This is a genomic window from Rhodococcus qingshengii JCM 15477, from assembly GCF_023221595.1.
GTDB lineage: Bacteria > Actinomycetota > Actinomycetes > Mycobacteriales > Mycobacteriaceae > Rhodococcus_F > Rhodococcus_F qingshengii.
Window position 1 is genome coordinate 4,288,384 of record NZ_CP096563.1, and the last position, 13,690, is coordinate 4,302,073.

Annotated in this window: 10 protein-coding genes; 1 reads left to right on the forward strand and 9 read right to left on the reverse strand. The window is 59.4% G+C overall.

What is annotated here, in order from left to right:
* Positions 1–83: 83 nt before the first annotated feature.
* The 3 genes from M0639_RS19500 to M0639_RS19510 form a co-directional block, all read right to left on the reverse strand.
* On the reverse strand, positions 84–215 hold the full coding sequence (locus M0639_RS19500) for a putative transporter small subunit (protein WP_003941363.1): 132 nt from the start codon (positions 213–215) through the stop codon (positions 84–86).
* Between the two features lie 27 nt (positions 216–242).
* The gene (locus M0639_RS19505; RefSeq protein WP_208722058.1) at positions 243–1,895 is read right to left on the reverse strand and encodes a sodium:solute symporter family transporter; all 1,653 of its coding nucleotides are present in this window, start codon (positions 1,893–1,895) and stop codon (positions 243–245) included.
* A 388-nt stretch (positions 1,896–2,283) separates the two neighbouring features.
* Positions 2,284–3,582, reverse strand: coding sequence for a plasmid pRiA4b ORF-3 family protein (locus tag M0639_RS19510; RefSeq protein ID WP_306669948.1), 1,299 nt, complete (start codon positions 3,580–3,582; stop codon positions 2,284–2,286).
* A 339-nt stretch (positions 3,583–3,921) separates the two neighbouring features.
* Here M0639_RS19510 and M0639_RS19515 point away from each other — a divergent pair, with 339 nt between their 5' ends.
* Positions 3,922–4,512 carry a T3SS (YopN, CesT) and YbjN peptide-binding chaperone 1 gene (locus M0639_RS19515; protein ID WP_064074713.1) on the forward strand — a complete coding sequence of 197 codons (591 nt, stop codon included), beginning with the start codon at positions 3,922–3,924 and terminating at the stop codon, positions 4,510–4,512.
* 45 nt (positions 4,513–4,557) lie between these two features.
* Here the strand turns inward: M0639_RS19515 and M0639_RS19520 are convergent, their stop codons facing one another.
* The 6 genes from M0639_RS19520 to M0639_RS19545 all read right to left on the reverse strand — a co-directional run bounded on the left by M0639_RS19520 (position 4,558) and on the right by M0639_RS19545 (position 13,659).
* Positions 4,558–5,553, reverse strand: a complete 996-nt coding sequence (locus M0639_RS19520) for an HNH endonuclease (RefSeq protein ID WP_054825839.1) — start codon at positions 5,551–5,553, stop codon at positions 4,558–4,560.
* A 175-nt stretch (positions 5,554–5,728) separates the two neighbouring features.
* Positions 5,729–6,220 (reverse strand): hypothetical protein, encoded by a 492-nt coding sequence (locus M0639_RS19525; RefSeq protein WP_064074712.1) that lies wholly within the window; start codon positions 6,218–6,220, stop codon positions 5,729–5,731.
* A complete protein-coding gene (locus M0639_RS19530) occupies positions 6,217–7,071 on the reverse strand; it encodes a ParA family protein (RefSeq protein WP_003940667.1) in 855 nt (284 codons plus the stop codon). The genes M0639_RS19525 and M0639_RS19530 overlap by 4 nt, the downstream gene beginning before the upstream one ends.
* Positions 7,072–7,104: 33 nt before the next feature.
* A complete protein-coding gene (locus M0639_RS19535) occupies positions 7,105–10,029 on the reverse strand; it encodes a Z1 domain-containing protein (RefSeq protein WP_064074711.1) in 2,925 nt (974 codons plus the stop codon).
* Positions 10,026–11,543: an ATP-binding protein gene (locus tag M0639_RS19540; RefSeq protein WP_064074710.1), complete on the reverse strand. Its 1,518-nt coding sequence runs from the start codon at positions 11,541–11,543 to the stop codon at positions 10,026–10,028. Before M0639_RS19540 ends, M0639_RS19535 begins: the two co-directional genes overlap by 4 nt.
* The gene (locus tag M0639_RS19545; protein ID WP_231915213.1) at positions 11,536–13,659 is read right to left on the reverse strand and encodes a hypothetical protein; all 2,124 of its coding nucleotides are present in this window, start codon (positions 13,657–13,659) and stop codon (positions 11,536–11,538) included. Before M0639_RS19545 ends, M0639_RS19540 begins: the two co-directional genes overlap by 8 nt.
* Positions 13,660–13,690 lie beyond the last annotated feature (31 nt).

Genomic DNA, 13,690 nt, shown 5'->3' on the forward strand with positions numbered 1-13,690 from the left:
GGCAACTATAACGCTGCCCCCAGTCCCGATTGCAATATGACCGCCGCCACCGACAAGAAGTCCGTCGGTGGCGGCGTGAAAAGTTAGACCAGATCCTCACCGTTGCGGCGAGCAGTTGCCCAATCCTTGAAGAATCCCTTGCTGATGACTCCCAGCACGACCAAGACCAACGCCGGCCAGATCAGAACATAAATGGTCAGTAGAGCTGTACTCATTCGTATCCCTTCCACTTGTCTCGACGGTTACTTTCCGGACGCTCCCACGGCAGAAAGCTCGTCATCGTCGAAGTCTCCGGTCCGCTGCTTGATCAGTTCGAAATCGAACGTCTCACGCTGATTGACGGACATCGCAAAGCACACGACGGTACTGACGGCATAGGCCACCAAAGATCCGCTGAGCGTTGGGTAGTCGTGGAGGAAGCCGATTGCGAACGGCGCGGACAGCACGATCGCCAGGCCACCGACGATCTGCGCAACCTTCAGGCCGAAGAATCCAAATGCCATGAGCCCCAGCACCACTCCGATACCGACAACGGCAACGATGTCGGAGAAGATCCCGAACATCCCATCCATCGGCACCCAACTGAATCGGACGGGCAAGAAGGCGGCAAGCGCCACCAGCACCGACACAGTGAAGGCCTTGTTGGTGACCTTTCCCCAATAGAAGCTCGCGATAACCGGGAACACCAGCGCGCCCCACAGCGCGCCGACGAACACCAACAGATCAAGAATGCTCAGTTGCAGACTTGCCAAGGAGATAGCCGCCGCCGTGGCAACTATCATCGTTACTCGGCCGATGAGCAGCATCCGTCGAGGGTTCGCATTGGCCTTGCCTGCGACGGCTTGGCCGTAAACGTCGGTCATCACGATGGACGAGAGCGCCGCAAGGTCCGAGTCTGCCGTCGATGACAGCGCGCCGATGATCATGACAAAGAAGACAGCCAGCAAAATTCCGGGCAGGTACGACGCGGCCATCTGCGGAATCAGATTGTTGACGTCACCATCCATCGGCTCGATTCCGAGGTATAGAGCGAGAACACCCAGCATTCCGACACCAATGACCGTTGCGCCGTATCCGACGGTTGCGGTGATGAAGGTGGGCTTGATCAGGTCTTCGTGGACCGCGAACAGACGTTGGGCAATGGTCTGGTTGCCGATTGCGTAGGCAAGAACTGCCGCGATGTACGGCGCGCCCTGCTCGAAGAAGGCAACGCTCGAGAAGAAGTTGCCCTGCTCAGCAGTAAGGTTGCCTGCCCCGGAGTCGAAGGCTGCCGGGAACCCTGCCGCAAAGAAGATGAACGGCACCAAAACCGCTACCGCACCGAGCATTCCGATCAGCTGAACGAAGTCGGTCAACACCGAAGCGCGGAAGCCCGACCACAACGTGTACAGCAAAACGCCCAGCGCAACGATGAACACACCCTGGATGAAGTTGAACGGCGAAAGCAACGCGATCAGCAGACCACCAGCGAGGAAGTTCGACATCAAACTGATGAGACTGCCGACGATATTGGAGCCCGCGAGCATCAGCTGACTCGAGCGTCCGTGCCGCGCGTACATGACCTCAGCCAGGGTGTGGGCTTTCGGCGCTACTTTGCGAATTCGCTGGCCGAACGGATAAATGAAGAGAATCATCAACGCGCCCCACAAACCGTAGTGAATGGGGCCGGAGATTCCGTAGGTGTAGCCAGAAGTGGCAGATGCGTACATCGACGACGCCCAAATCCAGGTGGCCGTCATGCTCGCGGCCGAAACACCAAATCCTAATTTGTTTCCGGCGGTCATAAAACCGTCGGCATTTTCCTGTTTCTTACCAATACGAAGAGAAATCAGAAATGTTCCACCATAAAAAGCAACAAGCAGTGAAACAATTACCAAGGTACTGAACTGGACCATGTCGGACCCCGTCACATGCCACATCCTTCGCACATAATCGGCAGAGCAAAGCACAAAACCCCTGTTCAGGATTTTTGCGCTTCGTTTCTGCACGCCCTAGGAGCGACCGCCATACCAACACCGGTCACATATTCAATTGACTAGCAACACGCACTTCGTCTTTTCGGAAACCCAACCTCCACAAAATAAATCTTCTGCGCAAGCTTTTGGCTCGACCACGCAATTCAACAACTGAGAATCGACCATAGCATGATGGCAATTTCGAACAAAAACTCCGATATTTTCCCACCCGAAAATATTCATGTTTCCGCCGCAGTAATATCGTGCGCTTCCAGCGCATATAACAACTCCGCATCGATTGAAATCGATGCTCGATTCGATCGCGTACCTACATCGACAGGACCATCCTGGCAAACCGTCGGCCCCACTCGGGATCGGCGGAAACATGCTGGTCCAGCGGATTGGAGACAATCGCCCCGATCATTCGCAGGTACACGAGAGTGTCTCGCACCATCCACGTCCAATCGTCGTCCCCGAGTCGTGTTCCGTCTGTTGTCGACCAACCCAATGCCGTGAGGCCTTCGATCATCACTTCACTACGTTCGGACTCCGACAAGCCGGCAGCCAACGTAAGGAACAGAATTCGGCCGGCTTCCTGCGCCAACTCACCCTTTCCCAACGGCATGGCCGTCACGATGTGACGCCACAGCTCGCCTTCATATGCAAGCACTGACGCGCCGAGTCGAGTCAGAATCAAAGTGCCTCGGAGTTTCCGGACAAATCCCAGTGTCTTGGCGGCTTCAACGAGTACTGCCAATTGCGAGTCACTCCCTGCCGTGACATCGATCCAGTCACTGCCCCAATCGAGTTCGTCTCGGGCGTCCGCAACATGGTCCGAAGGAAGTGCCCCGGACGCCGTCAAAACAATCCCACCACCTCGCGCGGAGTTCAGCAGCCACAGCAGTTGGCGGGTTGCTCCCTCACGCATCACCTCGAAATAGTTGTCATATCCGCCACGAAGCTCCGATTTGGCAACTGCGGCAAACAATTTCGGCGCGGAATGAACCGACAGGCGGCGCAAGAACTTCTCGAATACCGAGCTTCCCACAGGTGGTGACTTATGCAGTGCCACTGCAATGGTGACTGCTGCATTGGACTCTGCGGGAACAAAACGTTCGGGATCGAACAGTCCGGTACTCGCCTGCACGTTCAGGAACTCGCGATACCCGATCGGACCGCCAGAATCCTCCGGCGGGCACGCTCTCTCGCCGTCGAGACAGGATGGCTCAGAAATCGGCTGGTCTTCGACAATCTGCTCGAGAACCAACGTGTGACTCCACCTTGCGCGGGCATTGTACTCATAACGGACGTACTCCCCGACCGCGGTAACTGCCTCGTCGATCCGGACTTCGTCCTCACCAAACTCGTCTTCCTGGTATCCGTCGCGCTCGATCACCTCTGGCGCGATATACCGATCTGGGCCATTGTCCGTTGAATGATGGACACTCACCCACTGATGAGCGTGTTGATCTCCCCACCCCATCACCGCCTGCACAATCGAATGAAGTTGGTCCAGTTCGATATTCGACGGGACCGAAAACCGTCTCCAAATAGGCGGCGTGATGCAATCGAGTTCGATCCGCATGACAAAGTTCGCCACCTCCGGCCGTCGACGCTGATTCCGCATCTGCCTCGGCGTAAGGACCTTCATCTGGCTTTGGGTCGCTTGATATGCAGGTACCAAACGCAGATGTGAAGCTCGCCGAACTCGCTGACCCGTCATGTATGGAGGCTAGATCTACCTACCGACAGCCGAGATACTCACTGCCACAAGGTTACCCGATTTGTCGGGGCTCGCATCTCGTCGCTGGTCGGCTGTCAAGTCCAGATCAACACGGACCTACCCAGGCATCTTTGATCATCCACTGCGCGGACAACAGTGTGCGCCGATTACCGTAGACCTGACAGCTACCGCACGAAAACAGTGCCCAGCGCCTGCTCGGACTGGCACAGAACATGAGGATCCATGAGCGACCACGACACGACCGCCGACCAGCCCCTCCACATCAACGGCGCAATTGCCTTGGTGACGGACGAGCGCGACGAATTGGTTCGCCTGTGCGTCCAGACCCTCGCCGAACTACTGGGTAGTGAGCCTGCCACCGATGACGACGGCGACATCGTCGTGCCGGTTCACGGATTTGTCGTCTACGTGACAGTTGCGGATGACGGCCCTCAGATCAACGTCTGGTCTTCGGTTCTGACCGGCCTCGGCAATCCCTCGCATGCTGCGACTCGACTGATCGAACTCGCGCAGGAATGGCCGCGCCTGCGCTTCGCCTTCAGCGGCGACCACCTACTGGTCTCCACGATGCTCGACGCCGATCCCTTCGCGCCGCAGCATCTGCTGAACCTGATCGACGAGGTTCACGACTTCACTCACGAACTCGACGACGATTTTGCTGAGTCCTTCGGCGGCACCCTCGACTGCGACGCCGATGACGACAGCTACGCCGGCGACTGCAATCCCGGCGGTTGCGGCGGTGACTGTGACTGTGCGTGCGGCGATGATGCAGACGGCGTCGACGGTGATCTTGGTATTACACAAGTTAAGTAGTCTGGCTCATCTTCGATCTGCTCCGCAGAGCGCTCGCTGGCGAAGTCACGAAGCGACATAGATCTGCGTGCGGTGCCAGTCCAGATAGACAACATCCGGACGCTCCGCCTTGTCCGGCAAGATCAATCGGTCTCTCAGAGGTGGCTTCCCGAGTGCGGCGCGAAGCGGACCTTCGATCTCCATATCGCTCTCGACGCCGGGCGCGTAATGGAGGTTCAAGTCCTCATCGACGGTGATGAGCCCCGTATCGAAGGCAATGTCATGTGTCGGACACGCGGTGAAGCCGTTGCGACGGTCAAGTCGCTCTTTGTCAGTGCTGTCTCGCCAGGGCTTGATATGGCTTGCAGTAAGGAGGCGCGGCCGGCGTCGGCCACCGATGTTCGCGCTAAGGCCACAGAACACGCAGCGGTGCTCGTGATTGCTGAGTACGCCAGCGGCGAACCGATGCTGGCCGATCCGAACCCTCGAGGTCAGCAATCGCTGGGTGGTCGCGATGGGGATATCTTTACGCTCGCTAGACCACTTTTCGAGCGACTGCTCCAAGGATCTCTCGATCTCACTTTGGACTAACTCTTCTTGTCCCGCCAACCACAGCGTTTCGCCGTTTTCCAATTCGAGGAAGTCTGGCAACGCATGTTCGTCAATTCCGTGGGAACGCGCCGACCGCAGAATTCGAAGGTATACGTCCTGCATCAACACGCTGTCCGAAAGCATCAACGACGCGACTTCGACCTCATATCGCCCGCCATGACTACGTGTTCCATCCAGGTTCGCCATCTTTGCGATAAAGCTCGTGGGCGGACGCTTGAACAAACTCGCAAGATGCTGGACCGGCATTCCCGCTCGATGTGCAGAAGAGCTACCGAACCGGCGATGGTCAACCAACAGCGATGCGCAGAGCGACAACACGACCTCGCTCGGAACGAACGGCACCTGTCGGCTTCCCTTCGGTACCTCCTGACGTGCGAGTACCGATTTCCACTGCGCCTCCAGCGCGGCGGGCGATGGGTCAAGAAACTCGGAGATCACCGAAGGTGCCACTATGCGCCTTCCTGGTAAGCGTCCAACCCGCAAGTTCACACACTAGCCGGCGCCGCGCGGAATCATTCGAAGCCACTCGTGTGGTATCGCCATCCACTGATGAAGGAGTCCGGCGAACCAGTGCGCCAATCTGGCGGCCCCAAGGACCACAACGGCGCGCTGAGAGAAGGAGCCCCTACCGGAACGCACTGCCCTTCGAGGTCAGTGCCTTCACCCGCTCGACGGTCCAGACCGCCAGCACATCGACCTTCCGTTTACGGCCGGTCTCCTTGTGCGTGTCGATCTCCTGCTCCGCGATGATGTCCTTGATCCCGTCTGCATCGAGGGCTGAAAGACGCTCCAGCAGCGCTGCTTCCCCATCGACCTTGAAGACATCGAACGGGTCGAAAGCCCCCGGCTCCCGCTTCACCTTCGGTACAGCAGCACGACGACGCGGCGCCGGCGCAGAAGCAGGTACCACAACGGCGGATCCATCCGACGGAACTACGAAAGCGCTTTCGATTGCCTTCGCGAAGCGCGGGGTACGGGCAGCTTCCTCTGCAACTACCTGAACCAGTTTGGCCAGCAACACCGATGCCGAGGCATTGGTTGCTCCCAACTTGAGGAGCGCTGCACCGGTTTCCTGCACCTGCACGCGACGACGCGCCTCATCGATACCCGCACTCATAGCTTCGCCTGCGCTTCCGTGAGAATGTTCTGCGTAATTGCACGCATCTGATCGAACTGACCTGCATTGCCGTACTTCACCTTCAAAGTGCTGTACGGGTGAAACTCCGCCGACGCGGCAATCTGATTCGACTCCGCGAGATACTCCGGCAATACGTGAGGGACGTTGGGATCGCGTCGAAGATTTCGCACAGTCGTGCGGTGCACCGCCGAGTTGGACTTGTACTTGGTGATCACCAACCCGAGTTCGAAGAGTTCACGGCCGAGTTCTTTGCCGAACTTCGCGATGTGCGTCTGGATCTGCGGAATGCCGTACGTGGAGAGCACATCCGGGATCGTGGGGATCACGTAGCCGTCAGCCATGGCCAATCCGTTGAGTGTGATCGGCCCGAGATTCGGCGGGCAATCGATCAGAACGTAGTCGTAGTACGGCATCACCGGGGCGACGGCATCCCTCAACAATTCAACCGGCTTGGTGGAGTTCCGATCAGCAACCCGAAGGGCACTGATCTCCTCCTGTAGCTCGATCAAATCGAGAGATGAGGGAAGCAGATCCACACCCGTCACTCGCTTGACCGGAGAAACTCCGCGCTGAATCGAGGCTTCAAGATCGAAGTTCGACGTGCCATCGACGGCGTCGCGGAAAATGGTTGCGCTGGTCAGCCCTTGCTTGTTGAGTTCGAGCCAGTGATCCTCACTGATCATCATCGTCGTCAGATTGATCTGCGCATCGAGGTCGATCAACAGCACGCGCTGACCGAATTCGAGCGACATGAACTCGGCCAACCCCGCGGTGATCGTCGTCTTACCGACGCCGCCCTTGAGGTTGATCGTCGCAATCGTCTTAGCCATCAGAACCCATTCCTGTCTCCCACCACAACACACCTAGTTCGCATCGACGATCGCCCCTGTCCCTGACTGCTTCACCCGAAAACCGATTCGCCCCAACGGCTCCGCCGCGTGCGGAAGCGCGTACGAGAACAACGTCGCAAAATCGCGCGAGTCCACGGGACCAGCCTGTGCCCGTTTCAACTGACGAGGAGCCGGATCGTTCGCCAATACCAGAATCAATGCACCGCGAGTCTTCCGATGAAGAGCACCCGCAAGCGGTCCACCGTTCTTCTTCGGGCTGCCCGCAATGTGCTCGATCGCATCGCGCTCACGGACGGCCGTACCGGTGAAACCTGTTCGGTACTCGCGTTCCTGACGCTTGCGATTGACGATCGGAAGTTTCTCGTGCCAACCCTTGATCTCGATCGGCTCCCGGGTCTTGGGGTACGGCAGCAGAACTGCAAAATCCTCGAGCAATCCGGATTCGATTGCGGTCGAAAGCGCTTCGCGGTGGGGACCGAAATCCCACCCGTTCGCCCACTCGAACTGGTCGACGGCCTCTAACACCACATGGGCAGGGACAATGCCGTATCGCGCAGTGAACGATCGCGAAACATCATCCTTGTCAACGAAATTGAAGGACCCTGTTTCGCCCAACGACTTCAATAATGGTGCAACCGCGTCGAAGTGCCGAGCGTTGATCGAACCGTCACCTCGCGGGGGCTGCATCGTGAAGCTGAAACTTTCACCGCCCATGCCTCGATAAACCAGATCGGCGTTGAACATCTTGTTTCGAGCTGTTGGCCTCAGCCACGGCAGCTGCTGAAACACCATCGGCGGCACATCGCGTGGAGTGACCCACGGTTCGCCCTTCTCGTTCACGCCGCTGAACCGAGTGAGCTCGTTCCGGAACTCCTGCTCGTCCCGAACGATCGCCTCGAACGCCTTGTACATGTCGTAGTCCGCGCCGGCGGGTCCGCCAACCGTGCGGCCGATGAACAGGCGCACCAAGTCTCGGTACCCGGGGCGGAATCCGAACCATCGTCCCATCTGCATCAATGTGTCAGCTTGGCCCGTTCGACGCGTATAATAAGTGATGGTCAGGCCCTCGACCGTGAAGCCGCGACTCAGCTTCGTGCCGCCGACCAGAATCTTCCACACGCCGCGTTCCTGGAAATCGAGGGAATCCTGTTTGTAGTCCTTCTCGGCCGCACCGTTGACCACGATAACGGGGCTGGTTCCCTCGGAAATCTTGTCGTAGGCAGCGCCGATGAATTCCTCCAACTCGGCAAACGAACCAGGATTCTCCAGTTCACTGCCCCGAGCCGCACTCACCACCGCAAAGTCTTCGGCCCAGAGCTTGTCCAGCCGGGAAAGACTCTTGGCCTGGCTGTATCCGGCCGATTTCCACAAGGCCTTGAAGTCGTCGGCTACGGCGTCATGCTCGGCCTGCTTCACCGATTCGTGCACCAGCATCGTGTGGTGCCGATACGGCTTGGCGCCCTTCGATTCCCGGAATAGCTTGATCGCCCCGGTCAGGACAAACGAGTCGAGCGCTCGCAACTGCTCGGCTGAGCGATCCTCGTCGCACTCGGCCCGGAGATCCCGTACGTACGCTTTCTGGTTCGAATTGGCCGGAGTCTTGTCGTCGTCTTCGAGATCGTCTAGATCGTGGAAGTCCGCACCACCCATGTACGGGCCGGGCCGCTCGAGACTGACGATGAAGTCCGAAGGAAAGACGTTGACGCTGTCTTCCGGATCGACAAACACATTGGCAAAAGGTGTTGCGGTGTAACCGATGTACTGGGCACGCTCGAGTAGACCGAGGATCTCGGCAATCTGACCGTTGATCGCCGTCCGCTCGACCTGCTCGGTTTTCATCTTCTTCGGATCGATCGTGTTCACCGATGCCTGATCGGCTTCGTCGTCGATGATCAGGGCAGGAATCTGATCGAGTTCGGTCGGCACTTTCTTCAGATCGGCCACCAGCTTCTTGAGGCTGGAGACGTTCTTCTTCACGACCGCGATGCGAATATTGCTGGGGTACAGATTCTTCGGATCATTCAGCGGAAGGGAGTGATCCACGGTTTCGAAGTGCAGTGCGCTCAGGCCCGCGAGCAGGCTCTTGTAGTCAAAGGTCGAGGTGGTGAGTCGACGGATAGCCGGGATTTCATTGGTCTTGTTCGGATCGATTTCGTGTTCGAGAAAGTTCCCGTCCCGCCAGTCCTCGTCGTTGGCGTAGTCGTCGTCCACACCGGCACTGATGTTTTGACGACCGACCAATTCCATGTCGAGGCGTCGCTGAGTCTGGCTCCGGAGAATCTCGATCGTGCCGGTCAACACGATGACCAAGCGGTACCCAGCGTCGATCGCCTTGGCCACCACGCCGCTGAAATTCGCCGTCTTCCCGCTCTGGACGTAGCCGACCACCAAACCTTTGGACTGATACGGCTCGGGCCGCGTCGGATCCGCAAGCCGGTGCACAACCTCAGTGGTTGCAATGTCCAGCTTTCCGATTGTCGCCTCGTCCCAGTTCTTGTCGGCTAGACCTCGCTTGTAAGCGCGCCAATAGAAGTCGTGCTCGCGCCGGCGCTCGGAGGTATACCAGGGGTCCCACGGCTGCTGAGCCGCAATGACAACGGGCCCACCTTCGCGAGGGAAGTGCGCATCCATCTCGGCGTGGGCGTCGACCGGCAATCCCAACAAGTCGTAGATCCGAGCCCGCCGTTCCGGACTTTGCGGAACAGTCGAGCCTACCCACGTCTCGACACTATCCGCATCCCACTGCCGTAGACGCGAGGTGAGCGCCGTTCGTACACCGACAGCACTCTCATCGAGGAACACATCGATGATGTCCGCGATGGTCAGGCCGTCCGGATAGCTCGCTCGCAGGCGCGCGTTGACCGGGTAGAGCACGTTCTCGGGCGGAAACCCATCACCGAGTTCACGCGCAACCGCACGGAATACTTCATCACTCACTGCACTACCTGCTCCCGGTGCGCTGCCACTGCGGAAATCAACACTTCCTGCCACGCCTGCATCTTTTCCCTCTGACGAGCGCCGATTCTCGTTCCTTCGAACATCTCACTCACCAACAGGAAGACAAGCGTCTTGAGCACCGGAGCATCAGCCGGGTCGAGACTGCGACGTCCGAGCAGATCACGCCGAAAACGCGCATTGATCCACAAAGTCCGAGTCTTGAGGTCGACTTCGAAGAACTGATCACGCGCCAAGGCTCGCCAACCCACCGCAACAGGATCATCACCGACGCTGAATTCGAAGGCGTCGCTGAAGGAATCGAGCACGTCTTCCGGAAAGCCGGATGCCGGCTCGATGACGCTGATCGGCCGAGGTGCAGAACTTCGGGCTGCCCGCACGACGCGCTCGGCATCGGTCAGATACGAACGGAATCCACCGTTGCCATCCGTGAAGACGGCCCCGTCGACGGCAGCCGACGCAGTGGCGTCGAGCGTCACCCCCGATTTCTCGGGATTGATGGTGATGTGCTGCAGCAGAGAATCGTTCAGATCGACAGCAATTCGTGCCAATCCGTAGTCCGGTCGGCCCCGCACTATCGCGTTCCAGCCGCCGATCTGCAGGAGTCGATCGTGCCGATAGAAGTAGAGCCCCTGCTGGTCGCGGCCGGGGGCGCCGTGGATGCGAAATTCCGGTGCATTGCTCCGGGCGGGCCACAGGTGAGCTTCGGCGGTTACTGTGGCACCGGCGATCGACACGGTAAGTGTCCGAGGGTAGTTGGGGTCGCCGGTGCGCGGATACCGGAACGGGTCGATGGCACTGACTGTGCGCAGCGCGCCGGCGCGTCCCGCTTCGACGTCGAAGACATCCACAGTCAGAGCGATCCGGCCGGATTCGATGAGACGGTGAAATACGACGCCGAGGTGACTGCGCACGTCGTTGATGGTCTGTTCGAGCCAGCTGGTCTGCTCGTCCGCGTGCGCGGACATGAGAAATGTTGTGATGCCGCGCCATTCGACAACAGTTCCGGTGTCGAAGGGAAAGCGGGGCGTGACTGCGTCGAAGAATTCTTCGGCTTGCCGGCCCTCGATCACCGAAACTGACTGACGCCCCTGCACTGAGGCCGAGTCGATCTCGCGGCCCTGCGTCGGGTGCCCGGACTTTCGAGACCACACTCGGAGCAACCGAGCCTGACTCAACGACGCCGCCTTCATCCCTACACCGAAATGACCCAGGTCCCCGGCGGCATAGTCGCGTCGGCGGCCGTAGGTCATCGCGGAATCAATGGTGTCACTGTCCATGCCGGAGCCGTTGTCGATCACCATCATCGACACGATCCGTGTGCCGTCCTGAACGAACCTGATCAGCACGTGGGAGGCCTCGGCGTCGAGGCTGTTGTCGATCAGATCGGCGAGCGCTGTCGCGATGGTGTGGTGCAAGCCGATGGCGCCGGCGAGGGACTCGTCCGCAGCAAGGATCTTGGTGCCCACTATGCGGGTGTCCGCGACGTCAGTCATGGGATGCATCCTTACCCTCTACCTCGTCGATTTCGGATGCTTCGCCGCGCCTCCATGCCGCCTCCAGGAAGTCCAAAACCACGTCTTCACCACGATCTTCGTACGCGCGCAGCATCTTTCGTGGACGGTCTTCGCCGTCCAGACACACGGCTTCGGCGAGAATCCGCACCACATGTCTCTCGGCAGTTCGCAATGGCTCGCGATTGCCAACCTCTGCAAGTGCCTGACGTAGTGGGTCGATGTCAGAGTGAACGATCGCCGGTCGGACCACGCGGAAGGTTCCGTCTTGCCACAGCTCGAGCAACACGTCTTCGCCCTCCACAGCGGAGAGTTCACGCAGGAATCGGCGGATAGTGCCGAACGTCGGCTGCGCTCCGGTCCACCGAACTGCTTGAACGCCGAGGTGGCTCTCCAACTCGATGGTCTCACCCCGCACACAGCCGGCAGCGACTGCAACACCGGCGGGTACAGCAAATCCGGAGCCCCGCAGATGATCTGCGGTCACAGTCAGTCGATACCGCCACGTACTACCTGACCGGTACAGGCGGCGAGTCAACTCTGGCGTCTTCGCAGTGTTGCGTGTCCGCTTGCGCCGGACTATCCCGTCACCACCAATGTTGAACTCACTGGCTTCTTCAGCCTCTCCCGAAGAAACCGGTTCCTCCCCAACGGAATCCGCGCTTCCCCAGGCGTGCAGCCGCCACACTGCGCCGTCGAGCGCCACGCGATCGTCGGCCTCGAGCGCGCGCTCGATCGACCGCTCACTGCGATCGGACTTCAGCAAGTCCACTAGCTCGACGACGGACTTCGGCGATCCGACGGCTTCGAGCGCGCCGACTGCCAGATCGGAGATCCGACGCGCACGCGTCAGCGCAGACTCCGCCACAACGACAACGCCGCACCACGCAAGCCACTTCTCCAGTTCGCCGCGTGACATCGACACCACTTCGGCGACGTCGTCGAGTGCAACCACACCGTTCGGGGACTCAAAGTCCTCGAGCAAGGTCTGAGTCCGTTTCTTGGCCTCCGCGACGCCCGGAGCGGCAGCCCAACCGTCAGTCACCTCGAAGTAGTCGTCGAGACGGTCCAGAACCAACCACAGCGGAACTCCGTAACCAGGCACCTCCGCCGCGATGCTCGGATGCACGTCGAGGAGGCGATCAAGCGAAGCTACCGGCTGAATCTCGACCCGCAGGCTGGCAAGCAGGTTCCCCACCGCCGTCCCGAATCCGCACGCCGCGTTGAGTTTGGCTTTCACGTCGGCCTCGATCTGCCCGACCCGCCCCGAGCCCACACCGAGCTTGGCTCCGATCGCTCCCCTGCGCTGCGGAACTCGCGCCACGATCCGCTCACGCAACACCAACGACTCCCGCTCATCCAGCTGCGAGAAGAGATTGTCGATCTCGTCCATCGCGTCAGTACTGTCCGTGTCGGGCAAGTCGTTCGGCGTCAGAGCCGAGATCCGGGCGGCAACTTCCTGAATCGAGGCCGGAGATTCATCGTCGATCTCGACGGTGACGAGTGGTCTGCTGTCCTGGCCTCGGACCCGTCGCCACATTGCCAGCTGAGCGAGATCGTCGAGCAGCGCTGTGATCGCGGGTGGGGCAACTGATTCCTCAGCGGTCTCGACGCGGGCGAGCGGAGTCGTCATGACCGCACAGACCAACAGGTTGAGCACTATGTCGTGCACCGTCTGTTCGCTCGTTCCGCGCACGCCGAAGATCTCAGCGGTCGTATGCGTCAGTAGACCGCCGATTGCTTTGTCGGTGGTGAGCCGTGACAACGCCGTCACTGCGCGAGTATCGAGACTCAACACCTCCAGCGGGAGATCTTCACCAAGGAGCGGAAAGCTCTCTTGTAATACCGCTGCCGCGTGGTGAGCGATGTAGAGGGACGCCAGCTCGGAGAGAACCTTCTCGAGATCGACCTCGAGAACAGTGAACGACGGCGCTTCGCTGAACCACCAATCAGGCGACGGGGCCAGCGGCTCGAGCAGCGCAGCACGATCGGATACGTAGTCGTCCAGCCAAGGAAACAGATCGACCCACAGCGTCTGACTCAGCTCGTTCGCGGGAAGCGAGTTCACACCCAACGTCAACGCACTACTCCCACTCACGGATACCTTCATTGCAGTCAAAACCGACCGC